Source organism: Helicobacter macacae MIT 99-5501 (assembly GCF_000507845.1).
Lineage (GTDB): Bacteria > Campylobacterota > Campylobacteria > Campylobacterales > Helicobacteraceae > Helicobacter_B > Helicobacter_B macacae.
Genome location: NZ_KI669454.1, coordinates 1,332,534 through 1,359,429 on the forward strand (window position 1 = coordinate 1,332,534; position 26,896 = coordinate 1,359,429).

The 26,896-nt window shown below is 41.5% G+C and carries 24 protein-coding genes; 14 read left to right on the top strand and 10 right to left on the bottom strand.

Translation table 11 applies throughout. The features are described from left to right. Positions 1-1,215 (bottom strand): Bcr/CflA family efflux MFS transporter, encoded by a 1,215-nt coding sequence (locus tag HMPREF2086_RS05835; protein WP_023927843.1) that lies wholly within the window; start codon positions 1,213-1,215, stop codon positions 1-3. 334 nt (positions 1,216-1,549) lie between these two features. Between HMPREF2086_RS05835 and HMPREF2086_RS05840 the strand changes: the two genes are divergently transcribed. From HMPREF2086_RS05840 to HMPREF2086_RS12370, 6 genes are all read left to right on the top strand, one after another. Beyond that, on the top strand, positions 1,550-2,995 hold the full coding sequence (locus tag HMPREF2086_RS05840; RefSeq protein ID WP_023927844.1) for a DEAD/DEAH box helicase: 1,446 nt from the start codon (positions 1,550-1,552) through the stop codon (positions 2,993-2,995). A 43-nt stretch (positions 2,996-3,038) separates the two neighbouring features. Next, on the top strand, positions 3,039-3,968 hold the full coding sequence (locus HMPREF2086_RS05845; protein WP_023927845.1) for a branched-chain amino acid transaminase: 930 nt from the start codon (positions 3,039-3,041) through the stop codon (positions 3,966-3,968). Positions 3,969-4,049: 81 nt separating this feature from the next. Beyond that, the gene (locus HMPREF2086_RS05850; RefSeq protein ID WP_023927846.1) at positions 4,050-5,156 is read left to right on the top strand and encodes a prohibitin family protein; all 1,107 of its coding nucleotides are present in this window, start codon (positions 4,050-4,052) and stop codon (positions 5,154-5,156) included. A 174-nt stretch (positions 5,157-5,330) separates the two neighbouring features. Further along, positions 5,331-6,242 (top strand): bifunctional phosphoribosyl-AMP cyclohydrolase/phosphoribosyl-ATP diphosphatase HisIE, encoded by a 912-nt coding sequence (hisIE, locus tag HMPREF2086_RS05855; RefSeq protein WP_023927847.1) that lies wholly within the window; start codon positions 5,331-5,333, stop codon positions 6,240-6,242. Continuing rightward, a complete protein-coding gene (locus HMPREF2086_RS05860) occupies positions 6,242-7,189 on the top strand; it encodes a DUF2393 family protein (RefSeq protein ID WP_023927848.1) in 948 nt (315 codons plus the stop codon). The genes hisIE and HMPREF2086_RS05860 overlap by 1 nt, the downstream gene beginning before the upstream one ends. 54 nt (positions 7,190-7,243) lie before the next feature. Next, complete coding sequence (locus tag HMPREF2086_RS12370) at positions 7,244-7,375, top strand: hypothetical protein (RefSeq protein WP_267902079.1); 132 nt, start codon at positions 7,244-7,246, stop codon at positions 7,373-7,375. Positions 7,376-7,524: 149 nt separating this feature from the next. Here HMPREF2086_RS12370 and HMPREF2086_RS10810 read toward each other — a convergent pair whose 3' ends face one another. The 3 genes from HMPREF2086_RS10810 to HMPREF2086_RS05875 form a co-directional block, all read right to left on the bottom strand. After that, on the bottom strand, positions 7,525-8,106 hold the full coding sequence (locus tag HMPREF2086_RS10810) for a hypothetical protein (RefSeq protein WP_023927849.1): 582 nt from the start codon (positions 8,104-8,106) through the stop codon (positions 7,525-7,527). Between the two features lie 148 nt (positions 8,107-8,254). Then, positions 8,255-8,923 carry a response regulator transcription factor gene (locus HMPREF2086_RS05870; RefSeq protein WP_023927850.1) on the bottom strand — a complete coding sequence of 223 codons (669 nt, stop codon included), beginning with the start codon at positions 8,921-8,923 and terminating at the stop codon, positions 8,255-8,257. 166 nt (positions 8,924-9,089) lie between these two features. Beyond that, entirely contained in the window at positions 9,090-10,796 is a 1,707-nt protein-coding gene (locus HMPREF2086_RS05875) for an outer membrane family protein (protein ID WP_023927851.1), read from the bottom strand. Positions 10,797-10,958: 162 nt separating this feature from the next. Between HMPREF2086_RS05875 and HMPREF2086_RS05880 the strand changes: the two genes are divergently transcribed. Continuing rightward, on the top strand, positions 10,959-12,065 hold the full coding sequence (locus HMPREF2086_RS05880; protein ID WP_023927852.1) for a polyprenyl synthetase family protein: 1,107 nt from the start codon (positions 10,959-10,961) through the stop codon (positions 12,063-12,065). Positions 12,066-12,114: 49 nt separating this feature from the next. Continuing rightward, on the top strand, positions 12,115-12,948 hold the full coding sequence (gene surE / locus HMPREF2086_RS05885) for a 5'/3'-nucleotidase SurE (RefSeq protein WP_023927853.1): 834 nt from the start codon (positions 12,115-12,117) through the stop codon (positions 12,946-12,948). Positions 12,949-13,089: 141 nt separating this feature from the next. Here the strand turns inward: surE and HMPREF2086_RS05890 are convergent, their stop codons facing one another. Further along, on the bottom strand, positions 13,090-13,293 hold the full coding sequence (locus HMPREF2086_RS05890) for a lipoprotein (protein ID WP_034560412.1): 204 nt from the start codon (positions 13,291-13,293) through the stop codon (positions 13,090-13,092). Here HMPREF2086_RS05890 and HMPREF2086_RS05895 point away from each other — a divergent pair. Further along, complete coding sequence (locus HMPREF2086_RS05895; protein WP_023927854.1) at positions 13,267-13,776, top strand: hypothetical protein; 510 nt, start codon at positions 13,267-13,269, stop codon at positions 13,774-13,776. The two genes, HMPREF2086_RS05890 and HMPREF2086_RS05895, sit on opposite strands and share 27 nt — an antisense overlap. Before the next feature lie 75 nt (positions 13,777-13,851). Here the strand turns inward: HMPREF2086_RS05895 and HMPREF2086_RS11545 are convergent, their stop codons facing one another. Next, complete coding sequence (locus HMPREF2086_RS11545; RefSeq protein WP_148374478.1) at positions 13,852-14,115, bottom strand: hypothetical protein; 264 nt, start codon at positions 14,113-14,115, stop codon at positions 13,852-13,854. A gap of 394 nt (positions 14,116-14,509) precedes the next feature. Here HMPREF2086_RS11545 and HMPREF2086_RS05900 point away from each other — a divergent pair, with 394 nt between their 5' ends. From HMPREF2086_RS05900 to HMPREF2086_RS05910, 3 genes are all read left to right on the top strand, one after another. Next, positions 14,510-16,048: a YifB family Mg chelatase-like AAA ATPase gene (locus tag HMPREF2086_RS05900; protein WP_023927855.1), complete on the top strand. Its 1,539-nt coding sequence runs from the start codon at positions 14,510-14,512 to the stop codon at positions 16,046-16,048. Between the two features lie 165 nt (positions 16,049-16,213). After that, positions 16,214-17,512, top strand: a complete 1,299-nt coding sequence (locus HMPREF2086_RS05905) for a hypothetical protein (RefSeq protein WP_023927856.1) — start codon at positions 16,214-16,216, stop codon at positions 17,510-17,512. Between the two features lie 96 nt (positions 17,513-17,608). Continuing rightward, the gene (locus HMPREF2086_RS05910; RefSeq protein WP_023927857.1) at positions 17,609-18,586 is read left to right on the top strand and encodes an SAM-dependent methyltransferase; all 978 of its coding nucleotides are present in this window, start codon (positions 17,609-17,611) and stop codon (positions 18,584-18,586) included. A 167-nt stretch (positions 18,587-18,753) separates the two neighbouring features. Here the strand turns inward: HMPREF2086_RS05910 and HMPREF2086_RS05915 are convergent, their stop codons facing one another. After that, positions 18,754-19,875 (bottom strand): transaldolase family protein, encoded by a 1,122-nt coding sequence (locus tag HMPREF2086_RS05915; protein ID WP_023927858.1) that lies wholly within the window; start codon positions 19,873-19,875, stop codon positions 18,754-18,756. Between the two features lie 166 nt (positions 19,876-20,041). Between HMPREF2086_RS05915 and HMPREF2086_RS05920 the strand changes: the two genes are divergently transcribed. After that, the gene (locus HMPREF2086_RS05920) at positions 20,042-21,124 is read left to right on the top strand and encodes a hypothetical protein (RefSeq protein WP_023927859.1); all 1,083 of its coding nucleotides are present in this window, start codon (positions 20,042-20,044) and stop codon (positions 21,122-21,124) included. A 22-nt stretch (positions 21,125-21,146) separates the two neighbouring features. Then, complete coding sequence (gene dnaJ, locus HMPREF2086_RS05925) at positions 21,147-22,280, top strand: molecular chaperone DnaJ (RefSeq protein WP_023927860.1); 1,134 nt, start codon at positions 21,147-21,149, stop codon at positions 22,278-22,280. A 287-nt stretch (positions 22,281-22,567) separates the two neighbouring features. Here dnaJ and HMPREF2086_RS05930 read toward each other — a convergent pair whose 3' ends face one another. The 3 genes from HMPREF2086_RS05930 to topA all read right to left on the bottom strand — a co-directional run bounded on the left by HMPREF2086_RS05930 (position 22,568) and on the right by topA (position 26,668). Next, complete coding sequence (locus tag HMPREF2086_RS05930) at positions 22,568-23,611, bottom strand: tRNA modification radical SAM protein MnmL/YtqA (RefSeq protein WP_023927861.1); 1,044 nt, start codon at positions 23,609-23,611, stop codon at positions 22,568-22,570. Positions 23,612-23,871: 260 nt separating this feature from the next. Then, positions 23,872-24,177 carry a hypothetical protein gene (locus tag HMPREF2086_RS11550; RefSeq protein ID WP_148374479.1) on the bottom strand — a complete coding sequence of 102 codons (306 nt, stop codon included), beginning with the start codon at positions 24,175-24,177 and terminating at the stop codon, positions 23,872-23,874. A gap of 121 nt (positions 24,178-24,298) precedes the next feature. Continuing rightward, entirely contained in the window at positions 24,299-26,668 is a 2,370-nt protein-coding gene (gene topA / locus HMPREF2086_RS05935) for a type I DNA topoisomerase (RefSeq protein ID WP_023927862.1), read from the bottom strand. Between the last annotated feature and the right edge of the window lie 228 nt (positions 26,669-26,896).

A 26,896-nucleotide genomic window follows, 5' to 3' on the forward strand; every position in this document is an offset into this window, starting at 1 on the left:
TTAAGGACGAGATTTTATAAATTTTGTGAGAATTCCACAAATTGCCAAAAGGATTGCAGAGCCTGCCATTACCGCGCTTGTGCATATAAAAATATCTCCAAGCCCTGTAAGTGGCGATACAATCCCACCAAAAGCAAAAAGTGAAAATCCAAGAACCGCAGAGGCGTTGCCCGCGTTTTTGCGCTCCATTTCCATTGCTAGCGCGGTGGCTGAAGGCAAAATCATACCTAGAAAAATAAGCGTGAGCACGACACTTGATTCTAAAATCCACATATTGCCGTGCCAAAGCACGATTGCGCTTGTGGTAAGTCCTAGCACAAAAAACCCCATAATGCCGACTTTTAATGCCTTGCGCTCGCTTTTAAATAATGGCGTAACACTCGCGCCAATGGTAATCCCTAACGCCGCAGCACCAAAGCAAAATCCATATTGCAATTCGCTTAGCCCAAAATGCCCCTCAAAAATAAAAGAACTCGAGGAAATAAAACTAAACATAAACCCCATAGCAACGGCATTTATCGCCGTATAGAGCATAAAAGCGCGATTTTTTGCTATAGATAAAAATGAGAAGCTCTCATAGATTTTGCCCTTTAGGCGGTTTTGTGATGGCAGGCTTTCGCGGAAGAAAAATACAGCGATTAAAAGTGCCAAACCAATGCCAAATAACGCCACAAAAATTCCGCGCCAATCGGTGAATTCAAGCATTATCCCACCAAGCACAGGGGCGCAAATAGGCGCAAGCCCGTGTATTGCACCAAGCATTGCGTAAAACTTCGCTAATTCCTCCCCAGCGAATAAATCCGCCACCACAGAGCGCGAAATCACTACACCACCGCTTGCAGAGATTCCCTGTAACAAGCGAAACCCGACAAAAGAGCCAATATCCCAACTAAAAATACACGCAACCGTGCTTAGCACAAACAAAACGAGTGAGATAACAAGCACGCGTTTGCGCCCATACATATCACTTAGCGGACCCATAACAAGCTGCCCTAGCCCTAGCCCCAAAAGCGAGCAAGTGATAGAGAGCTGGACATAGGTTTTGCTTGAGTGAAAAAGCTCTTGAATCTTTGGCAAAGCGGGCAGGTAAAAATCCGTAATAAAAGGACCAAAGGCACTTAAACACGCAAGCACGATGAGTAAATAGGCTTTAGAATTGCGTGCAAGTGTGGCTTGGCTAGAATCTGCATTCATATTTGGAGGTGTGTTTGGCATTGTGTTTCCTTTATTACTTTTAATCTTTTTGTGGTTTTTTTTGAATCGTTTGAAGTTTTTGTATTTTTTGCCACATTTTTTTTTAACCAAAATAAAAGCCTATAAAGTGGAATTATACCAATTTTTTGGATTCTTGCCAAAATCTAGCAAAATCTCCAACTATATGTAGCACTTGTAGTGCTGTGGTGCTAAAAAAATATAAAATCTAGCATTTTTAACCAAAATGTAAGGCTTAAGCGATATAATTATGCGAAATTTTATACAAGCAACAAAATTCACACAAATACATTTTTGAGACAAAAAATAGTTAAAGATGAGATAAAAAAGGAAATAAGTGGAGACACAACAAATTAGTTTTAATGATTTGGGGCTAAAAAAATCAGTCCTAAAAGGCGTGGAAGCTGCGGGATTTGGCACGCCTAGCCCTATTCAATCCCAAGCGATACCAGCCGTGCTAAAAGGAGGCGATGTCATCGCCCAAGCCCAGACAGGCACAGGCAAAACCGCAGCCTTTGTCCTCCCCATCTTGCACAACCTAAAAAATAACGGCGAAATCGAAGCACTAATCATCACTCCCACTAGAGAGCTTGCCATACAAATCAGCGATGAGGCATTTAAGCTAGGTAGATTTTGTCGCACTCGCACGATATGCGTCTATGGAGGGCAAAATATCAAGCATCAAATTAGCTTTTTGGATAAAAAACCACAAATAATGATAGCCACGCCCGGACGCCTCCTAGACCACTTGCAAAACAACCGCTTACGCAACTTCTCCCCTAGAATCATCGTCCTTGATGAAAGCGATGAAATGCTTGATATGGGGTTTTTGGATTCTATTGAGGAGATTTTTTCATACTTGCCCGAAGAAATCCAAGTGTTGCTTTTTTCTGCGACTATGCCAAAGCCTATCCAAGAGCTAGCTGACAAACTCCTAATCAACCCCACCAAAATCAAAATCGCACCCGCAGAAGTAACCAACCACGACATTACCCAAAAATACTATGTCATCAACGAAAACGAGCGCAATGAAGCCATAATACGACTGCTTGATACACAAAACCCCACTTCATCAATCATCTTTACTCGCACCAAAAAAGAAGCGGACAATCTAAATGAGTTTTTGCACGCGCAAGGCTATGATTCTGTCGCCTTGCACGGGGATTTAGACCAGAGGGCAAGGAGAGAGGCGATAAACGCATTTAAAGGGCGAAATACCGATAAGAAGCGCGTGCCTATCCTTGTAGCCACCGATGTAGCAAGTCGTGGGCTAGATATTAGCAATGTAAGCCACGTGTTTAATTACCACATTCCACTAAATCCCGAAAGCTATATCCACCGCATAGGACGCACAGGTAGGGCAGGCAAAAAGGGTGTGGCTATCACGCTAGTAAGCCCACTAGAGTATAGAGAATTGCAGAGAATCCAAGATGATGTCGGCTCAAAGCTAGAACTATTTGAAGTGCCTATCGACCCAGCACAAGGGCTAAACAAACTCTTAGAAACAAAGATTTCAGATGAGGCTATCGAAGCGTATTCTCGCATAGGCAAAGAAATTGAGCTAAGTCAGCTATGCTTAAAGCTACTTACGCATTATCTAAGCAAAACCACGCCAGAAATGCCAAAATTCCCTCAAATGACAGAATCTAAAGATTCCAAGCAAAAAAAAGATTCTGCTAGCAAATCTCGTTACAAACCAAGCCATACCAAAAATCGCCACAAAACAAACCATAGAAATCCTAGTGAGCGCACTAGCTCAAATAGACACTCTAAACACAAATAGCTTTACACGATAAAATCAACAAACCCTGCAAAAAGGAGTAAAAATGGCACTAAAAGAATCTAGCTACATTTGGAAAAATGGCAATCTTGTGGCGTGGAAAGACGCCACCACGCATATCCTAAGCCACACTATTCATTATGGAAATGCCGTGTTTGAGGGCACAAGAGCATATATGACGCCAAAGGGACTAGCGATTTTTCGACTTGATGAGCACTGCAAAAGGTTGTTAAATTCTGCAAAAATTGTGCGCATACATTGCCCATATAGCCTAGAGGAGCTCAAGCAAGCCCATATTGACTTGCTAAAGGCAAACAAGGCTGATTACAAAGGCAATGTCTATATTCGCCCATTTATTTTCTTGGGCTATGGCGTTATGGGCGTGTATCACGCAAACGCACCTGTGGAAACAGCAATCGCTGCGTGGGAGTGGGGCGCGTATCTTGGCGAAGAGGGCATAAATAATGGAATCAAAGTCAAAATGAGCTCTTTTGCACGCAATTCTGTCAAAAGCTCGATGGGCAAGGCAAAAGCTGCGGCAAACTACCTAAACTCCCAAATGGCAAAATACGAAGCGATTGCTTGTGGGTGCGAGGAGGCATTGCTACTTGATGAAAACGGATTTGTAAGCGAGGGAAGTGGCGAGTGCTTTTTCATCGTGCGCGATGGCAAGCTCATCACCCCTCCACACGACTACACTTTGGAATCTATAACCCAAGCCACCACCATAGAAATAGCGCGTGATTTGGGCTTAGAAGTTATTGAGCGCAATATCACGCGTGATGAAGTCTATATCGCTGATGAGGCGTTTTTCACAGGCACGGCTGCAGAGATTACACCTATACGCGAGGTGGATTTCTATTCCATAGGCTCGGGCAAGGCAGGCAAGATTACAAAATCCCTCCAAGCCGAGTTTAACAAAATCATCAATGGTGAGAATCCAAAATACGCGCACTATCTCACTTTTATTGACTAAAGCAAAGTTGCGACAAAAATTACAGAAACGAAAATCTTAAGCGCAACTACAAGACAAAATCTAAAAACTTAAGGAGAATCAATGCCGATTGACTTAAACGAACACCTAAAACGCAAAAATGCCAACAACGGCTCAAGCCAAAATAGCGAAAATCCACAAAATCGTGGAAATGGCTCAAATAACGACAGAAATAACCAAGACAACGATAAAAACAAGTCGCCTTTCCCACCAAATTTTAATCCCAATTTCAACCTCCCTCCAAATCTGCTAAGCTCTCGTTTTGTAACTTACGCAATAGTGGGAGTAATCGCTGTGTTACTATTTGTAATGGCGCGTCCATTTGTGGTGGTAAATTCTGGCGAAACAGGCATCAAAGTAACGATGGGTGCATACGACTATGACCATCCTATGAAGCCGGGATTGCACTTTTTTGTCCCTATTTTTCAAGATGTCATCATCATCGACACAAAAGTTCGCACGCTAAATTTCTCTAGCACAGAAGATATGGGCAATGTCGGCAAAAATCAAAGCATTTTGCGAAATGGAGCAATCAATGTAATGGACACTAGCGGTATGACAATCTCTATTGAACTAACCGTGCAATATCGACTAGATGAAGCCAAAGTGCCTTTCACTATCGCAAACTATGGGACTGCGTGGGAACAAAAACTTATAAACCCCGTTATCCGCGACATCGTGCGAAGTGCGGTGGGAAAATACCCCACAGAAGAGCTACCCACCAAGCGTGATGAAGTAGCAAGCCTTATTTACAATGGCTTCAAAAACAGCATAGATTCTGTGCCAAATCAACCTGTGAAGCTAGAATCTATCCAGCTGCGTGAAATCGTCCTGCCCGAAGAAGTCAAATCGCGAATCGAGGGTGTAGAGCTAGCAAAAAGAGATGCCCAAAAAGCAAAAGAGGAAGCAAACGCCCTGCGTGAGAGGGCAAAAGGTAAAGCCGACTCACTAGAAATCGAAGCAAAAGGGCAATCCCAAGCAAACCGCCTTGTAAATGATAGCCTTTCCCAACGGCTTTTAGAACTGCGACAAATCGAAATGCAAGGCAAGTTTAATGAAGCATTGAAAGAAAATAAAGATGCTCAAATCTTTTTGACACCCGGTGGAGCAGTCCCAAATATTTGGGTAGATAGCAAAAGTAAGCAGCAAAACGCAGTCATTAGCAAGTAAGACTACATTTTTGTGGCTACATTTTTGCTACCTGCGCAGTGGTGAGTTTTATAAGTTTTTTTGCAAAATCAGTTTTTGCAAAAAAACTGTGCCAAGAAAAGCACATTTCTAGCAAAAAGTGTAAAAACTTGGCAAAATCAATAAAGGCGAATCAAAGGCAAGCAAAGGAAAACAATGCCACAAAACACCAAAATCCAAAAGATTCTCTCGCTTTTTTCGTGGGATAGCTCGCCACTTATCCCCGCAATCGCTCAAGATAGCGACACCAAAGAAATCCTAATGCTTGCTTTTATGGATAAAGAAGCCCTAAATCTCACTCTGCAAAGTGGGCAAATGCACTACTTCTCTCGCTCCAAAAATCGCATTTGGCGCAAAGGCGAGCAAAGCGGGCATATACAAATCGTGCAAAAAGTCCTTATTGATTGCGACAATGACGCACTTGTTTTTATTATCAAGCAAAAAGGTGCTGCTTGCCACACAGGACAAAAAAGTTGCTTTTTTAGAGAGATAGATTTCATATCCACAAATCAAGCAAAACCACCAAAATCAAACCTAAGCTATGGCATAATTGATGACTTATACCACACACTTTTGGAGCGCAAAAGTGCCGACCCAAGCACTTCTTATACTGCCTCTCTCTATGCCAAAGGTGTCGACACAATCGCAAAGAAAATCATCGAAGAAGCTAGCGAAGTAGCCCTCGCCCTAAAAGACTTCCAATCAGCAAGTCCCAAAAAAGATTGCAAAAAAAACACCAAAGAAGCAAAAAAATCCAAAAAAGACTCTACCGATAAAAGCCTACAATCCCACCTTATCTATGAATGCGCTGATTTGCTCTACCACAGCCTTGTCGCTCTAGCAAAGCACAATATCCACCCCGAGCAAGTGAAATCCGAGCTAGCAAGGCGATTTGGAATCGGTGGCTTAGTAGAAAAAGCAAGTCGAAGTGCTAAATCTAGCGCAAAATCTAAAAAATCTAGCACGCAAAAAATAACAAAATCAAAAACACCCAAAGCAAAAAGTCAAGCAAAATCTCACAAAACAACCACGAAAAACAAACAAAAAAGCAAAATAAAGGATAAGTAATGTATCCTCCACTATCTTTCACGCCGCTAAAGGCTATGCTTCTAGCCTCGCTTGATAATATCACATTTGCCGAAATCGGCGTGTTTATGCTCTTTTTCCTAGTTTTTACTTTTTGCTTTTTTTTATCGCTTATTTTTTGGGGTTTTAGACGCATTCTTTTTGTGTTTTTTCTTATTGAAACGGGAATTTTGCTTGGCATTCCTTATGGGATTTCTGCCGTATCTCAAAAAATAATCTATCCCATAGAAGTGCGATATGACAAATTTCGCCCATTTGTGTATACTACGGGGTTTAACTACGACATAGAAATCACAAGCAAAGCAAAGCTACCACTAAAGAAATGTTTTCTTACGATTATCCCAAAGCGTGAGGGGGCAAATATCCTGCCAAAGCCTAAAAATCTCGCCTTACTAGATTCTAATCAAGCAGATTCTAGCCAAATAGATTCCACTCAAGCAGATTCTCTCCAAGCCGATTCTCAAACAGATTCTAGCCAAATTGATTCTAATGACAAAAAATCTAGCCAAGATAATGAACAATCTAATCAAACCAACGAACAATCTAGCCAAGCACAAAACCAAGATTTCGCTAATAAACAAAAAGAATCTAATGATTCTAGCGAGGCAAAATCTTCGCAAGAGCCACAAGAAAAACCAACGATAGAATCGCAAGAAGAATCAAACGCGGAGCAAAAGCAAGATGCAAAATCAAGTCCTACCAAACCCACAGAGCAAAACACACAAAAGCCACCCAAACAGCCCAAGCCACCCTCACAATACGCACTCAAAGCCTACAAAATACTTGACTACATAATCCCACTTGATGCGTTTGTGGAAGTGCTAGAGCTAGAATCCCCTCTAAAATACAACAAAAAAGTGCGCTGGCAAGGAATCATAAGGGACTATAAATACGATGAGAACTTCGGTGCACAAGTCAGTTGCCATTAGCCAAAAACTTTTATCGTGCGATTTTTTACACAGCATTTTGCAAAGCCCTTAAGAATGACAAAAAAAGTAATAAACAAAAAACAGAAAAAGTTAGAAAGTCAATCAAACTTTAAGCACGATTCTAAAAAAGCACTTACCATAAAGCAAAGAAGTCATATAAAAGAAAGAGACAAGATTCACAGATAGAAGTAAATTTTTGCAGAAGTAAAAAACTAAACCCACTCCACCAAACTCCCTCACGCTAAAGATAAGGCTTCAAAGCAAAAACAAAAGCCCTAGCCCCTCCTTAAAAAATCATCAAAAACAAAGCCTTCAAATCCCCCTCCAAAAATTACCTAAAAATAAAGCCCAAGCGTAACTGCGACTTGGTGTTGCCAGCCACCGCGCACACTACCGATGACTTTTGGATTTTGAGAGGATACATCTAGTCCCACACTTAGCGGTAACACAGGAATATCAAAATTGATTCCATAGTTTATCGCTGCAGTGTCCTCATAGCCGATTTTATCAAAGCGAGAGTAGCTCCCACCGATATAAGGGATAAATCTCCACACTCTATATCCTAGCAAGCCACCCACTTGCAGATTACCAAAGCCATTTGCTTTGTTTTTATCAAATACATAGTTATACTTCACCATTGGCGCGATTGTCAAGCTACCGCCTAGCCACACGCGAGCATATCCACCTAGCAAAAACGCATTATTTAGCGCACTACCGTCGTGGACATTAGCTCCCGCAGACACGCCTATATCGGGGTTGATTTTGAAGCTGCCTATACCTAGTGCGCTAGCACTATTTGTGAGCATACCCGCCAGCAATGTAGAGCAAGCGAGATATTTTCCAAATCGTTTTGCACTTTCGCTTATGCTTTGCTTTTTGCATATTGCCATTTCGTTTTGTGTAGATTGTTGTTTCATTTTGTCTCCTTTTGGGATAAATTTAGCCCGCACTATACCAAGCAAAATTTAATACAAAAATAACGACTTCAAAATCAATACATTGCTTGATTTACAAAGCTAAATCTTATCCACCACAACAGCAGTTTGCCATTTATATTTACAAAAACTACAAGCAAAACTTATAGCCTATCCCCCACACAGATTGCAAAAACTTTGGCTCTTTTGCATTGTCATTTAGCTTTATGCGGAGGTTGCGGATATGCGTGTCTACATTGCGCAGTGAGCTATCATCGTGTATGGTAGAAATCGTATTTGCGATAGATTCTCGGCTTATGGGGTGTAGGCGGTTTTCGATAAGAAGCGCAAGTATGTCAAACTCCGTATTTGTCAAATCAAGAAGCGCACCATCTAGATGAACTTCTCGCTTTTGAGTATCTATGCGTAAAGGACCAAAGGCACTTTCTTTTGGTTTTAGTCTACGAAGTAAAGCATTTATACGAGCGATAAGCTCCACAGGCTCATAGGGCTTTGATAGGTAGTCATCAGCCCCTTTGTCAAAGCCTTGTATTTTGTTGTAAATATCGCCACGAGCCGAAGAGATAATGATAGGGATTTTACTCTCTTGTCGCAACTTTTTGCACAGCTCCAAGCCGTCCATTTGTGGCAATCCCAAATCAAGTATCACTAGTTCTATGCCATTTCGAGATTCTTTGATGATTTCTAGCCCCTCTAGTGGAGAAGCAGTAGCTATCACTTCAAAATTTGCTTGCTCTAAATAAGTCTTAATAAGTCCTTGTATTTCTAAATCATCTTCGATAAGCAGGATTTTGCTCATTTGATTGCTCCTTGATAGTCAAAAATATTTCGCACTTGAGCCCGACCTCAAGCGACCTCGTAATTATAATAAATGTTCGTTAAAAATTCTATTTTTTAGATAAAAAATAGTGAATCTATCAAGCAAAATCTACTTCCTAGCTCAAATCTTGCCCTAAGTAAAAACCCTAAAACTCATACCTTACCCATATAAAGCTATGGCTTCTATCATCAGTGCGTTTGGGAGTGGATTTTGTTGTATCCTCACTGCTAGCACCAGCTACGCCATTTATGCTACCACTACCATTTGAGCCCACGCGATAGCCTGCTTTGGTAGCATCTCTTAGCCACTCTAGCTTCACGCCCACGCTAAGCCCACCGCCAAGCGCATAAGAGAAAGAGCCCGCGATAGAAGCCTCCTCACTTCTCCTAGAATCACTATACCGAGAAATAAGATTCCAGCTAAATCTATTATCAAAGTGCTTCCCGCCCACAAACACAAATGGCGTAATCGCATCTTTGCCAATCATATCGCTGATATTTCGCCCCAAGTCATACGCCGTAGTAGTCCACAAATCCAAGCTCAAAGGATTGCCAATAGTCCCTATGTAAGCGTTTGCATTGCCAAAGTTTTTATACAGTCCAAGCCCGAAGTTGTATTGATTTATATCAAATCGCTGCTTGATATATAGTGTCTGCGCTTCCTTGCCTACCAAGTCGCCATAGCGATAGTTTCCAACCACGCGCGATTCGTGAAGTGGATTCATAAAATGCACGGTGGTTTGGGAGCGAAATCCCTTGCCATCAAAATCTCTTTTGCTATCATATCTAGCCTCAATGATTGGGGCTATATAAGTGCCTTTTGAGAAATACACCGCTGGGATAATATCAAGTCCCAAAAAGCTATATGTCGCTTTGAATGCGTGGATTCCGTTGTGGATAAATTTACCACTGTTATCAACATATCCGCGTGGGGCATAAAAATCCACTAGCCACTGCCCATACGCAAACGCCCTGCCATAGGAGCTAAACCACCACAATTTGAGATTGCCTAGATTTAGCCCCACCTCAAAGCCCTGCGTATAGCCACTCATATATTCCGCACTTGACTCATATCGCCCGCCTTTTAGATAAAATCCACTTTTTGCACCTAGCTTTAGCTCATAATCCAAGTATGCGTTATTTACCACATAATAGTGTCGCTTTACGCTACTTTTTCCTTGTAAGTCAAATCCCTCCCACATTCCTATGTATTCATTCATCACGCTTCCTGTGCCACCGGGATATGGCTCACTACTAGAGTCATACACAAGCGCACCCGCAGTTACGCTAAGCCCTGCTTTTAGCGTTTGGATTTGGGATTTTAGCTCGCTTTTTAGCCCAAAGCTACCCACCATAGCACTAAAGCTATCGGTTGGGTATTTTCCTAGATTAGCATCTATGCTTTGGTTGTTAAACCCGATTTTGCTAAAGCTCTCCACCCAGCCTGTGTAGATAAGGCTAAATTTTTCTCCCTCCACGATAGAAGTGGGCTTTTTGACTGGCTTTGTATCCGTATCCTTACTAGAATCTTTACTAAAGCTAGGTTTTTGACTAGAATCACTAGAAGACAAATCTAGGCTAGAATCCGTGCCAAAATCTTTGCTAGAATCTAGGCTAGATTCTGCATTATCGCCCGTGTAAGAATTTGCTTCACTAGATTGTGGATTTGATTGTGCGCTAAATTGCAGGCTAGATTGAGAGTTTGATTGCGCATTTGAAAGTGGCTCTCCAAACGCAAAGCAAGCCAAAAAAAGACTTCCAAAAACTACACTATTTTTCGCGTTTTTACTTGCGCTTATTGGCTTTATTTTTTCTCTTGCTTTTTTGCTTGAGATTGTCTTATGCCCTTGCATTTTCTTAGCTCCTTTGGTTTTTCTTTTAAAAGTAGTGTGATATATTATTGTATTTTTTGTTAAGATTCACAAATTTTTGCGCTTTTAAGTTGATTTTGGCTACAATCCGCTAACAAAATCCACCCAAACACTTATCAAATCCACACCAAAAAGAGAATGTAGATGAAAACTCCTGCTAGCTCCGCCTTTGATTCCACTAGCGATTGTGCCACAAAACCCGCACAAAATCTCGCAAGCTACAAACAAGCAATAGCCGATTTTGAAGCGTTTTTGCAAGCGCAAAATCCTAGCAATATTTTTGACGCAAAAGAGTGCAAAAAGCACTCTAGCCTGCAAAACTACACTCCTCAAAATTCTAGCCACAAAGATTCTAGCTCAAAAAATTCCACTTCGCCAAATTCTACCTCGCAAGATTCCACCTCCCATTACTCCACCTCACAAGATTCTAGCCCTAGCTTTTTACCACCTGATTTTCACCCGCATTTTTTGCTAGCCTTTTGGGAAATGCTACTAAATGGTGGCAAGCGATTCCGTCCAAATCTCTTGCTAGCCGTAGTCGATGGGCTAAACCCTATACTAAATAAAAACGCCTTTTTGCCCGCACTCGCACTAGAGTGCCTGCATACTTATTCGCTTATCCACGATGATTTGCCAAGTATGGATAACGCACCTTTGCGCAGGGGACACCCCACGCTTCACACCTCTTATGATGAAACTACGGCGATTTTGGTAGGAGATGGGCTAAACACCTATGCGTTTTATCTGCTTAGCAAGTGTGTGCTACCACCTAGCGTGGCTATATCACTTGTGCGCGAACTAGCTGTGAGTGGCGGGCTAGAGGGAATGATAATCGGGCAAGCACTTGACTGCCACTATGAAAACCAAAAACTAAGCCTAGAAAAACTCCAAACAATCCATATCCACAAAACCGCAAAACTCATCGCCACAAGCCTAAAAATGGGCGCGATAATCGCCAATGCACCAAGCGAACTAATCGCCAAGCTAGAATCATTCGGGCTAGAGTTAGGGCTGTTTTTTCAAGTGAGAGATGACATCATAGATGCAGTGCAGGATAGCACCCAAGCGGGCAAAACCACACAAAATGATAGTGCCAAAAATAGCTATGTAAATCTGCTAGGCTTAAGTGGCGCAAGACAAAAGCTAAATGAGCTAAAAGATAAGCTAGAATCTAGCCTAGATTCTTTTCCCAAAGGCATACAAAAAAACCTTAGATTTTTGCTAGCAGAGTTTTTTAAAGAAATCAAATAAGCTATTTGCAAAATCACTTCATAAAATTTCTTACTTTTAAGGAGGCACAATGCCAAAAAACGCTTCAAAAAATACAACAAAAAATACTTCAGGCAAAACGCACACAAAAAATATTTTGCTTACCAATGATGATGGGTTTGACTCACTAGGACTTCTTGCGCTAAAACAAGCCCTAAGCCCACTAGGACGAGTAATAGTAGTCGCCCCTGCGCGTGAAAAATCCGCCTGCGGACACGGACTAACTATCACAAAGCCACTCACGCTACACGAAGTAGAATCTTCATTTTACAAGCTAGATGACGGTGCGCCATCAGATTGTGTATATCTCGCGCTAAACACACTCTATGACAATCCGCCAGATTTAGTCGTATCAGGCATAAATATCGGGTGTAATATGGGCGAAGATGTAACCTACTCGGGAACTGTCGCAGGTGCTATGGAAGCGTGTATTTTTGGGATTCCAAGTGTAGCAATTTCACAGCTTGTAGACAAAGAGGGCGATGATAGGGATTGTGATTTCTCACTTGCCAAAGTCGCTGCCTACCAAATTGCAAAGGAGATTTTGGAGGGAAATGAAGCCTTGTGCTTACCTAAGCGCAAACTACTAAATGTCAATATCCCAAAGACAAAGCAATCCAAAGGCTACAAAATCACCGAGCTAGGATACCGCCTCTATGGCAATGACACTCGCAAGGCAAAAAATCCACGCGGAAAGGAATATTTTTGGCTAGGCACACACCCTATCAAGTGGAAAAAACGCAGTGAAAATCTATGCGACTTTGAAGCAGTAATGAATGGATATGTCTCTATCACGCCTTTGAGCGTGGATATGACAAGCTATGAGGATATAGCCCTACTTCAAAAATGGGAGCAGTCAAAATAAAGTATCACAAAAAATCTAACTAAATTTTTCAAGTAAATTTTAAGTAAAATTTTTAGGCAAAAAGGCAAGATTTTCTAATCACAAAGCCAAAATCACAAAAAACTATAATATGATTTTGACTAGATAGCTTATGTGTCTTGCCTACTCCACGCGTGTGTCGATACTATCTAAGTCTTTAAAATCTATTGCCTGACTTGGCGTAGAAAAGTATGGGTCGCCCTTAAACCCACAGCCACCAAAAGCCAAAACCACACCCAAAAGCATACCCAAAAATGCGCTCGCACGCGCAATACCAAACAATCTACAAAGGCTAATTCTATGGAATCTATAAAAAACGCTAAACATATCATCTCCTCAATACTATCAAATCCAGCTTATGCCAAGCTAGGCAAAACTTTCCACACACAAAAAAGCCTAGAGCGACTAAAAGCCGCACTACCCCTTTCTATGCAGCAAAATCTAGTGCGCATAAGCTACCACCCCCACAAGATTTTATTTGCCTTTAGCCACCCCAGCTTTGCAAATGAATTTAATCGCTACAAAATCAAAGATATTATATCGTGTTTGAAGTGCTACAAAAATGAATTTAGTGAGATTTTGCCCATAGAAACACTGCAAGTGCGAGGATATGTCCCAAAGCAATATTTAGCCAAAGATACTCAAAGTGATTTTGACATATCAAGTGTATTAGCACAAGAGATTTGCTACAAAGAGCACTCAAAAGGAGAGTTTATAAACCACGCTAGTGATAGGGATTTGCACAAGTGCTTTGAGCAAATCCGCACCCTCATCATAAAGCTAAACAATAGCGATAAAAATGCGCAATAGATTTTTGATATTGTCATAACTTGCAAGTAAATTTCCTAAAACCCCTATCTCAAAATGAATGTGCTTTTTGCCACTTCACGCGTATATAGAACAAAAGCTCCCCCTCCCTCTGCGGAGGGGGGTTGGGGGTGGGTGTCTTTTGTATTGACAAAAGCGTGGAAAACTTATCATTGCGAGACTTGATGAAGTCAAGTCATAGTAATCCATAAACCCGCCGTTGCGAGAATCCGTGCGTTGCGTGGATTTACCCACCCCTAAATCCCCTCCGCAAGGGTGGGGACTTTTATTGTCATTGCGAGAGAATCCGCAAGGATTCTCGTGGTAATCTATTGTCTGCACTAATGGTGCTTCTTTTGGATTGCCGCGCTTGCTTTTCCCCTCACAATAACGATGTTTGCTCTTTTTGCCACGACCTCATTACCATAGCTTCATTGTCCATAAGGTTTAACTAAGATTTTAACTAAAGCAAAGTTTTATCAAAGTTTAGCTACAATTCCGCCTTTTGCTCGGTATGACAATATTTTTTGTCATTGCGAGCCGATTTTAGTCGGCGTGGCAATCTATGCTTTTGCTGCCATTGCGAGTGAATGCGTAGCACAAACGCAACAATCTATATGATTTAAAAGCAAAAAATGGATTGCCACGCTTGCTTCGCTCGCTCGCAATGACGATTGATTTTTATGTTACAAACATTATAATACAATCACTTCATCAAAATAAGGCAAAATCCATAATGGTAAACAAAATCCTATGTGCCACGCGCAATGGTATCGGTGGCGAGATAGTCGAGGTGCAAGCCACTTTTGTGCGCGCCCTGCCCGCATTTGTCATCACAGGGCTTGCAAACAACGCTATCCAAGAAAGCAAGCAAAGAATCCAATCCGCCCTAAACCACATAAACTTCACTTTCCCCCCACTAAAAATAGCAGTGCATCTCTCTCCTGCTGACATAGCCAAGTCTGGTAGCCACTTTGACTTGCCTATCGCCCTACTTATCGCCCTACAAAAGCAAGGCACAAACGCTAGCGAGGAGCAAAAGTGGTTTGCCTTTGGTGAGCTAGGGCTTGATGGCGAGATACGACATAGTGAAGCTATCTATCCACTACTTTTAGAAGTATCTCTACTCTACCCAAACGCAAAAGTCATCGTCCCAAAAGAGGGGGAAAATCTCTTTTGCCATATTCCAAATCTTAGGCTTTTTTATGCTAGCAATCTAAAAGACGCGCTTGAGATTATCCAAAACGCGGATTTGCAAAATGATAGCACAGAGTCAGCACCCAAGCCAAAAAGCCTAGATTTTGCCTCTATAAACATAAACGGCGAGGAGTTTTATCACACGCGAGTTTTTAGCAGTGATTTTGCCCAAGTGAGAGGACAAGAAATTGCCAAAAGAGCAGCACTCATCGCAGCAAGCGGTATGCACAATATCATCTTTGAGGGCTCACCGGGCTGTGGCAAAAGTATGATAGCAAAGCGAATGCGCGAAATCCTGCCACCGATGAGTCTAAGCGAAATCATACAATGTGTGCGCCTACAAGCCATAAGCGGACAAAAAGCCACCTACTCGCCACTGCGACCATTCCGCAACCCGCACCAAAGCGCGTCCAAATCCTCCATACTAGGCTCTGCTACACAAAGTGAAGCAAAGCCGGGGGAAATCGCCCTAGCCCACAATGGAATCTTGTTTTTTGATGAGTTGCCACATTTCTCAAAAGAAGTGCTAGAAGCACTGCGAGAACCGTTAGAGAACAACGAGCTTGTCATCTCGCGCGTGCATAGCAAAATCGCTTACCCCACTTCGTTTCTCTTTGTCGGTGCTCAAAACCCTTGCCCTTGTGGAAATCTACTAAGCCTAAGCAAAGAGTGTCGTTGCTCCCAAAAAGAAATCGCCTCATATAGAGCGCGACTAAGCGAGCCATTTTTGGATAGAATCGATATGTTTATACAAATGCAAGAAAATGAGCAAGATGCAAAGCCAAGTATCACTTCTGCACAAATGCAAGAAGCAGTCTTTGGCGCGTATAAAGCACAAATAAAGCGCGGGCAAAAACACGCAAATGGCAAGCTAAATGAGAAAGAAATAGAGGAATTTTGCACGCTTAGTGAGGAATCTCAAAGGCTACTTTTGCAAGCGGCACAGAGATTTAGCCTATCGCATAGAAGTATCCAAAAGCTAAAGAAATTATCACGCACTATTGCGGATTTGGACGCTAAAGAAGAGATAGGAAAATCCCACTTGCTAGAAGCACTAAACTATCGCCGTGTTGGGTAAAATGTGATATGATTGCAAAATCTTGCTCAAAACAAAATAAAACAAAATCTTGCTTATATTTTTTGCATTTTTTGCCACATTTTTTTAGTGTATGCTTTAGGGCGATACACTTTTAGGCGTAGTATTTAACGCGCTTTTGGTGCTTACTTGATTTAAGGAGAATCTATGAAAAAATCCCACTTCACATATTTTACGCACTTCACACCTCTTACGCATTTTGCACTTTTTACACAACTTGCACCTTTTAGACATTCTACACTTTTTGCACACTTCACACATTTTAAGCCAAAAAACTTTTTATCTGCGTTTTTTTGTATCCTTATCTTGCTTGCTTTCACAGGCTGTGCGCTAAACTCCTCAAAAAAAAGACCCATAAGGGCAACACTCCAGCAAGCACAAACACAACAACAAGCCACAAAGTCAGCAAAGCAAGCCAAATCAGCGCAAATAGCGCAAAATCAGCAAATCCAAGAGGTTTTGAGCGATGACTATTATGAAGATGACAAAATCCTAAAAAAAAGCAAAAGAAGCGCGTTTAAAGTAGCACTACTTATCCCAAAGCAGCTTGTAGGGCGATACTCTGTAAATATTTCCAACACGATTTTGGCTTACCTCATCGCTAGAGGCATAGACTATGAGTTTGAGATGTTTGATAGTATCGATGAGAGTAGTCGCAATCTCAAAACCCACTATGATAGGATAAAACAAGGCAATTTTCACCTAGTCATAGCTATACTTAGCCAGCAAGGCGTAGAAAATCTAATTGATAGTGTGTGGATTACTTATCCTACCTATGTGCCTACGATAAACAAAGAGCGCATAGCTAAAAGCACACCTAGAAATCTATACTTTGGTGGAATCAGCTACAAAGAACAGCTTGATATGCTACTGCCACTAATGAGGGACGCTCGCGTGGTAGAATACGGCGATGATAGCCAAATCGGCTTATACCTCACAAATCTCTTTAACACTTACAACCTAAGCCCATCTAGACAGCGCACCATAAACAACCAAGACGCTTCAAACTTCACTAGAATGCTCCCCCAAGAAGCCCCCTACTTCGCAGGGCAAAATCTTTTGCTAAATACTTCTGCTTCCAAAAGCGGTCTTTTGCTATCCCAAATCCGCTACTCCGCACGCGCACCTAAGCGATTTCTATCCACGCAAGTGAATTTTAACCCCACGATTTTACAGCTTAGTATGCCATCGAGCAGACGAAACTTTTTTGTGGTAAATGCCATAGGAGAGAGTGATAAAAAGCTAAATGAATACGCCACACTACTAAATAGCGACTTGCAGTATGATTGGGTAAGCTATGCGACTTGCATAGGTGTGGAATTTGGATTATCACTGTATGAGCGCGGGTTTAAGCGATATTTTGAAGAATCTATGCAATCAAACCAAATCCAATATAAAAACAGAATCTTTACGACAAATGAGAGTGCTTTTATCCCTGCGCAATGAGGTAGCAAAATCTAAAAAGCATTTTTTAGATTTTGCACTAGTTTTTGAGATAGCACGATTTTAAAGCAAGTGTGATTATGACAAAAGGCTTTAGTAATGAGTAAGGCATTTAAATACACCAATGGCAATTTGATGAAAGATAATGCCAAAAATAAATTTGATGAATACTTTACCAAACCAGAGATTGCCAAGCAACTTTTTGATAAATTTTGCCAAATCGTGGGGCAAAAAGAGGATTTGACGAAATTTTGTTGGATTGAGCCAAGTGTCGGCAATGGTGCGTTTTTTAACCTTTTGCCAAAAGATAACACAATCGGCATTGACATAAAGCCCACAGAATTTGGCACGATACAAAGCGATTTTTTAAGCTATGCGCTACCACAAAAGCCTTTTATTGTCATTGGCAATCCACCTTTTGGGCATCGCGGTGTTTTAGCATTGGAATTTATCAAACACGCGCAAAATGCGGATTTTGTCGCCTTTATTTTGCCTATGTTTTTTCAAAGTTTGGGTAAAGGCTCGATTCGCTACCGAGTGCCACAAAATCTGCATTTGCTCTATGAGGAAGTTTTGCCTAAAAATAGCTTTTATACGCCTAGTGGCAAGGACGCCGATGTGCATTGTTGCTTTCAAATTTATAGCAAAAATCACAAAAGCGAAAAACGCGAATTTAGTTGGTATAAAGATAGTGGAAAAGAGCCATTTAGCGAGATTCTAAAAGTCGTAACTGTGAGCCTAGCAAAAAATCGAGAATGTGGCAAAGAGTGGATTTTTAACAAAAAGGCGGATTTTTACCTAAGCTCGACTTTTTTCAAGCAAAACGCTGTCGTAGATAGCTTTGAAAAGGTTAAATACAAAAGCGGAATTGCTATCATCTATAATGATTTATCGCGCAAAGATGAGCTAGATAGGCTTTTTAGAAGTGCTGATTGGCTGCACTACTCAACAAAAGCGACAAATGGCTGCTATCACATTGGCAAAAGCCATATTTTTCAGCTTTTGCAAGATAAAGGATTTAGGCGTAAAAGTAGCATTTTTTATCGCCGTTTTGCTTTAGTAGAAATATCTTTATAGAAAGTAGTTTTTAGAGGTTGTAAAATTGTATTACTTTGTCATACTAAAGTTTGACACGAACTAAAGCGCGACAAAATGTAAGTTTCCCTCTCCCCAAATTACAAAAATTGTGGATAAAGTGGCTAGGGGGTGGGCAATCATAAAAAACACCCTACTTTATACCACACTCATCTATTTTCTAGCCCTTTTAGCATTTGCAAAAATGCGTCTTTAAACGCCTGCAAGCCATTTGATAAAAGTGCATTTTGGATTTGGCTTAGAGTTTTTCCACCTAGATTTAGTTTTGCGATAGATTCTAGGGCTTTTTTTCCCTGTTCTCCCACTTGCTTACTACCTTGCCCACTCCCTTGCTCGCTCTGCCACCTAAAAATCCTCTCAACACCATTTGCGCTATTAGCCCGCTCCCAAAATGCCTCAATAGTAGCCAAAGGCGCGGTATTCACACAATGAGGTGCTACAAGGTTGGTAATATAATAATCCTTAGGCAGCCCCTCTAGCTTTGCACCTGTGGAGGCAAATAGCGTGCGGATATGTGGATTTGCCACCTGTTCTATCTCATCATAGCACGCAAAAGCATTTAGCGCGCCAAGTGCTGGACAAGGTGCGAAATCCGCACTAGACTTTGCGCTAGATTCCCCAGAATCTAGCAAATGCGCAAAAGAATCCACAAAGCAAGATTTTATGAGATGCGCTTGCGAGCTTGTATCTACCACACTATCAAATCGCGAAACAAACACGCTTATCACTCCTCTAGCTTCATCGCGTAGATTCTCATTTAGCACGGTAGCGCATTGCCTAGCTTGCTCTTGGCTAAAAATCAGCGTAGCATTTATGTGGATTCCTGCTTTTGCTAGCTCACCCATTATGGCATATCCCGCTTGTGTGGCAGGGACCTTTATCATCACATTTTCTTTGCCTATACTCTCATATAGTCGCCTCCCCTCGCTCACGCTCGCACTCACATCATCACATAGCATAGGGTCTATCTCTATGCTTATAAACCCACAATCCTTATTCGCCCGATACAAAGGCTCTAGCTTATCTGCTGCTAGGGCAATATCTGCGATAGCTAGCTTCTCGTATTTCTCTTTGGCATTTTTGCCCTTTAGCTTTTCTAAATCATCTTTATACGCCCCAGAAGTGCCAATCGCACTAGCAAAAATGCTAGGATTGCTCGTAGCTCCTACAAACTTGCCCTGCTCCAAAAGCCTGCCAAACTCACACTCCAAAAACTCCCTCTCCACAAAATCACACCATAGACTAAAATCTTTTAGCTCTTTGCTACTCATTTGGATTCTCCTTATGTTTGTCTGTTTTGATTTTGCTTGTTTTGCTCGTTTAAGTATCTTTGTAAAGATTTTGTAAGAATATTTTGCTAAAATCGCGCAAGTATTTTAGCAAAATATTGCTAAATTCTTTTATCCCACAAAAAGACTTTTTATGCAAAGGACTTTTATGCGTTTTGTTGCGTTTATTCCCTCTTTGATTTCGCGCTGTGATTATTTTTGCTTTTTGCGTGCTTACTTTTTTCACACTTCATTTTTTTGTGTGTGCGTTGCACTTTTGGCATTTGGCTTTGCCCCACTTCAAGCCCAAACCACCCCCAAAAACACACTGCAAGGCACTTCGCCAAATGCAATACCAAACCAACTACATTCTACGCAAAATCAAAATCCGCTTCAAAATCCATTTAGAGATTCTACCTATATCGATTCTAGCACGCTTGATTCCTACTCTACTTTCACTCATCGCTACAACACTCGCTTTGACTCACAGCACAATGTCAATATAAGCGCGTTTGGTGGACAAGTAAGGGTAAGCGATAGTGGCAACTCCGTAACGCAAAACTACGGTGGGGCGACATTTAGCTATGATGGCTTAGTAGAGCGATATGGCGTAGGTGGTTTTGCAAGCTATGTGTTTAATGATTTTGCACTCACTGCGAGCAACACAAAAGCACACACACTCATTCTAGGCGCATATACAGATAATTTCATCGATGCACACCATTTGCAAGCTAGATTTGCCCAGAGTTTTAATTTTTTGGAATCTAGCAGACTTGATAAAGCTATCTCTTCAAGCACGACAAATTTTAATGCCTCTTATGGCTTTGTTTTTTCGCTAGGCAAAGGTAGCTTTATCGAGCCTTATGGAAAGTTTAGCATTGCTAGTTTGTTTGCGATTGAAAAGCAGGGTGAGAGTTTGCCAAATTATTCCTTGCACTCACATATCGAGCTAGGTGCGCACTTTCGGCAGTATTTGGGCAATGATAGGGTATATTTTTTCATCACGCCTAGATTTCGGCAAACTATCGGTGCAGAAAACAACGACCCGCTTTTGCGCGTAGCAAATGTCGATGAATACGGCGAAATAGAAATAATGATGCACGATGCAAAATACCGTAGTTTTGGGCTACTTTTAGTTGGGGTAGATTTTAGGCTAAACAGAAGCGTGAAGCTATCTGTGGTGGCAAATGGCAAAATAACGCAAAATCTTTATTCCTATGGTGGCGCATTAAAGCTAAATATTGCCTTTTAGAGAATTTATTTTAGGAGCATAAATGGAGAGTTTTGATTATTATGAGATTTTAGAGATTGAGCGCACAGGAGACAAAGAAATCATCAAAAAAGCCTATCGCAAAATGGCTCTAAAATACCACCCCGATAGAAATCCAGATGATAAAGCAGCTGAAGAGAAATTTAAGCAAATAAATGAAGCCTATGAAGTGCTAAGCGATGACAACAAACGCGCAATCTATGATAAATACGGCAAGGACGGGCTAGAGCAGCAAGGCTTTGGATTTAGCGGGACGGATTTTAGCTCGATTTTTGATGATTTGGGAAGTATATTTGGACAGGCGTTTGGATTTGGCAGTGGCAGAGGACGAAATAGAAGCGATGAGAAATACAGCCCAGACTTTATAGACCGACTTGACTTGACATTTAAAGAAGCGGTTTTTGGGTGTAAGAAAAAAGTATCCACACACTATAAAAAATCCTGCAAAGCCTGCAATGGCAGTGGAAGCGAGGGAGGCAAAGTCGAGCAATGCAAAGAGTGCGGAGGCAGAGGGCAGGTGTTTAGCAGGCACGGGATTATGGCGATAGGGCAGACTTGCCCTAAATGCAGAGGCGAAGGACAAGTCATCACAAATCCCTGCAAAGAGTGCAAGGGAGAGGGATTCCGCATAGAAAAGCAAGACTTTGACATAGATGTCCCAGCGGGTGTCGATGATGAGATGAGGCTACGCGCTAGTGGCAAAGGCAATGAGCTAAAAAACGGGCGTAGAGGGGATTTGTATCTAGTGATTTATGTCAAAGAAGATGAGCATTTCTTGCGACACGGAAGCGATATTTATATAGAAGTGCCTGTGTTTTTCACACAAATCATCTTAGGAGCGAAAATCCCTATTCCCTCTTTGCGTGGCGAAAATCTAGAGCTAAACCTCCCGCCAAACACCAAAGACAAAGAGCAGTTTATGTTCGCAGGAGAGGGGATAAAAGAAGTAAACTCATCACGCAAAGGCAGGCTAATCGCCCAAGTCAAAATCACCTACCCCACCTCGCTAAATAGCGAACAAAAAGAGCTAGTAGAAAAACTACATTCTAGCTTTGGAATCGCCAGTGAACCATATAGCAATGTATTTGAAGAAGCGATAAACAAAATCAAAGGGTGGTTTAGCGACAAAAAAAGCTAAGTTTATTACAAGGCTAATTTTTGTCATAAATCTAGTTTGCCATATTTAACCGTAAGCAGAGTTTCTTTAGTAATCTGCATTCTATTCTTGCCGTCATTGCGAGCAAATCATAAGACTTGCGTGGCAATCCATAAACAAAAATCAAATAAAGATATTTCACTTTTGCTTGCACTTCACTCACAAGAAGGGCACTTCGGTTTGTGCCAAACCTCAAGTATATCTAGTTTTTGTGCTTGCTAATGTGCTTTACACCCGCTAGTTTTCATATTTGCTAGCTTTTGCGCTCGCTAATACTCTATACCTATTTCTAGCAGTCTTTCACGCAAAAGTCGCATTTGGATATTTTTGTCAAAGCACCATTTTGGCGCAAGCAGGCTATCTATATGCGCCCCAGCACTTATCCGCTCAATGATAATCTCACTAGGGATAAGCGCGATAGAGTGCACGACTAGCTCTATATATGAGTCCAAATCGATGGGTTCATACTTCCCCGCTTCATACATTTTTGCTAGCTGTGTGCCAGCTATGACATAGAGCGGGTGGATTTTTAGTGCGTCTATTCCCCATTTTAGGGTGGTTTCTAGGGAGGTTAGCATCATTTCTTTGTCCTCATTTGGTAGTCCATAGATGAGATGAGCGCAGACTTTTATGCCTTTTTTGCGAGTGCGTGTAAATAGCTCTTGCACGCCCTCTATGCTATGAGCGCGATTTATGAGCTTTAGTGTGTGCTCTGATACGGTTTGGACTCCATACTCTAGCCATATTTCTTTGCCATTTTTTACATACTCGCCCAATATCTCTAGCACACTATTTTCTACGCAATCTACGCGCGTGCCGATGTTTAGCCCCACTACACCATCAAAGCTAAGTGCCTTATCCCATAGTGCCTTTAGCGTGCGCGGGTGGGCATAAGTGTTGCTAAAAGATTGGAAATACACCATATATTTTTGCACGCCAAACTTGCGCTTGTGAAACTCCGCGTGCCACAAAAACTGCTCCTCTAGCTCCTCTAGCTGTGTCTTTAGCAGTGGGTTTGATTCTAGTGCGAAGTGCATTGTTGTGGGTGGGATTTTGGTTTGAGTAAGACTTGCAGTGGGTTTTGTGGTGGATTTGTGAGTGGGATTTTGCACTTTTATGAAGCTAGGTGAAAAGCTCGCATTATCACAATAAATGCACCCACCTTTTGACTTGCTACCATCGATATTTGGGCAAGTAAAGCCAGATAGAGATATAGGAATCTTTCTCACTCGCTCGCCAAATCTGCTCTTAAAATACCTCCCGATAGTTAGTAGCTCGCGTGTGGGTATCAAGGGCTTTATTGCATTTGACATTTTTGCGCTTCCTTAAGTTGGGTTTTTAAGCCGTGATTTTGGCATAAAGACACACAAAAATGCAAGAAAATAAATGAAAAATGAGTAAAAAGAGGAGTTTGAGTAGTGGCGTGTAGGCGTGCAAGTAAGCGGGGCGTAAGTGTAAATGTGCAAGTATAAAGCGCAAGCGCGTAGTTATTTTGTGATATTTAAGGTTTGAAACCAAAATATCTCTACTTGATTTTGCTTTGGATACTTGGCTACGCTTAAGATAACAAATACTAGATTTTGCCTACTCTTTTTCTGTTGTCATATTGAGGACAAGCGAAATATCTCAAAGAATTATATGAGATTACAAAAAGCATAGAAAAAGGCATAGATTTGTAAAATCTATTTGGAACCCTTTTTTGAGATACTTCGGGCTTAAATCCCCTAAGTATGACAATACTTTCCGTCATTGCGAGAGAGTGAACGAAGTGAATTCTCTCGCAATCTATTGTCCGCACTAATGGTGCTTCATTTTGGATTGCCACGATTTTGCTACCGCAAAACAAACGAAGTGAAGTTTCTTTAGTAAAATCTCGCAATGACGGTGTGGCGTATGAATTACTAAAGAAACTTCGGCTTTGCCTTGTTTTACTAAAAAAGCCAAAGGTTTTCTTAGTAAATCCGCAATGTTTTCTAAATAAAATCTGCTTGAGCTTATTGCTAAGCTTCTACCCTATTTTTGCATTTCAAGCATTCCAAAAACTCGCCACTTTTTAGGGATTTTTCGCCCATTATGTTGCCGCATTTTTGACACTTGGTGTTTGTAGGCTTTAGTGGGGAGGTAAATTTGCATTTTGGGTAGTTTTTGCAACCATAAAAAGCACCTCTTCTCCCCATTCGTTGCACGATAGATTCTTTGCCACATTCTGGGCAGGCTATGCCCTCTAGTGCGATTGCTTCCTTTTTTTCGCCCAATGACTTAGCGTTTTTGCACGCTGGATAGCCACTACACGCTAGAAACTCCCCTCTTTTGCTCATCTTTTTTACCATTGGTTTGCCACATTTCTCACACACACCGTTTGCTTCGCTTACCTCACCGCTAGCACTTCCCAAGTCGCTAGATTCTCTTTTTATGTATTTGCATTTTGGATAGCCACTACACCCTACAAATTCGCCATACCGTGATTTTCGCACGATGAGTTCTTTGCCACATTGTGGGCAGGATTCTCCTGTGGGTTTGGCTAGCTTTTGGCTTGCGATATTTGTTTTGCCCTGCTCAATTTTGGCGATAAAAGGCTCATAGAAATCCCACAGCACTTCTTGCCACGAAGCATTTTTTAGCGCGATAGAATCTAGCTTTTCTTCCATTCCCGCGCTAAAAGCACTATCTACGATTTCATTAAAATGCGCTTCTAGTAACTCTATCACGCTAAACGCACTATCTTGGGGGATAAGTGCGCGATTTTGTATAGATATGTATTCTCGATTTACAAGCAGGCTGACTGTGGGCGCATAAGTGCTAGGACGCCCTATACCAAGTGATTCTAGCGTTTTGATAAGGCTTGCCTCGCTATATCGTGCAGGTGGCTCAGTGGTGTGCTTGCTAGCAGCGATTTTACTTGGGGTTATATCCTCTCCTTGCTTCAAATCTGGCAAAAGTTTGTCTTTATCCTCATTGCCTAGTATTTTGTAAAATCCATCAAAAATTAGCTTCCTACCATTTGCGCGAAATTCACTAACTTCACTTGGGCTAGTCTTTGTCGCAAAGCTAACGGTTTGGGTTTCATAGAGTGCGTCTTCGCTTTGGGAGGCTAAAAAGCGATTGTAAATGAGGGTGTAGAGCTTTAGTTCATCGGGTTTTAGATAGCCTTTGGCGATTTGTGGAGTAAAATCAATATTTGTAGGTCGTATCGCTTCGTGGGCTTCTTGCGCACCTTTGGATTTGCTTGTGTATATTTTGGGTTTTTGTGGGACATATTTATCCCCATAGACTTTTGCTAAGTGCGCTCTAGCAGCTTGTGTGGCTTCTTTTGCGATATTTAGACTATCTGTCCGCATATATGTGATGACACCCATCGTGCCTTTGTCTGTTTGGACACCCTCATATAATCTTTGGGCGATACTCATCGTGCGTGTAGGAGAGTAGCTTAGCCCCGAAGAAGCAGCTTGCTGAAGTGTAGAAGTCATAAACGGTGGCGGAGTGGATACTTTCTTTTCTTTGTGCGTGATTTGGGCTATGGTGTAGCTTGAGCTTTTTAGGTGCTCTAGCATTTCATCTGCCTTGCTTTGAGAGCTAATATCTAGTTTTTGGAGTTTTTTGCCTTTGTATATGACTAGCTCGGATTCTACATTATCAAACACCGCGCTAATAGTGAAAAAATCCTGTGGGATAAATGCGCGGATTTCGCGCTCTTTATCCACGATGATTTTTAGTGCGGCGGATTGGACACGCCCTGCGGATAGTCCTTTTGAGATTTTGCTAGAAATAAGCCCGCTTAGCTTAAATCCTACGATTCTATCAAGCAATCGCCTTGCTTGCTGGGCATTTACTTTATCCATATCGATTTCTCGCGGGCTAGCTAGGGCGTTACTTATTGCTGTTTTTGTGATTTCGTGAAATACGATTCTAGGGTAGCTAGATAGTGGCTTGCTAGAATCAAGTGCTTGAGTAATATGATAGCCTATGGCTTCACCCTCTCTATCCTCATCGGTAGCGATATAGGTGGTTTTTGCATTTTTGGCAAGGGCTTTTATCTGCGCTATCGTGTCTTTGTGTCCCTCATCTATGGTGTATTGTGGCGTGAAGTGTTTGTTTTCTATTTTGATTCCAAATGAGAACTTTGGCAAATCGCGGATATGCCCCTTTGAAGCGATGACTTCATAGCCCTGCCCTAGAAAATTTTTGATAGTTTTTGCCTTTGCTGGAGATTCTACTATGATTAGATTTTGGGTGGATTTTGGAGATTTTGTCGAAGTTTTGGTGGCTGTTTTAGTGCTAGATTCTGCTATTGTTTTGGTGGTTTTTTTAGAGGAGGTTGTGGAGGTTGATTTTGTAGAAGTTTTTTTGACTAGATTTTTTTGATTTTGCATTTTTAAGTCTCCGTGTGTAGTATTTGGCAAAGCCTGCATTAAAACTGCATTTCTATCCGCAAATCTCTTAAATCTTTTTAAGCAAAAACTTCTTTGTAGATTTCCCATAGATTAAGACAGGCTTTTAGTTTGGGCTAGCATTATAGCAAGATTTTGACAAAATAGACAAAATAATATCATTTGCCTTTTTGTAGCAAAATCACGCAAACAAACAACACACAAAAAACC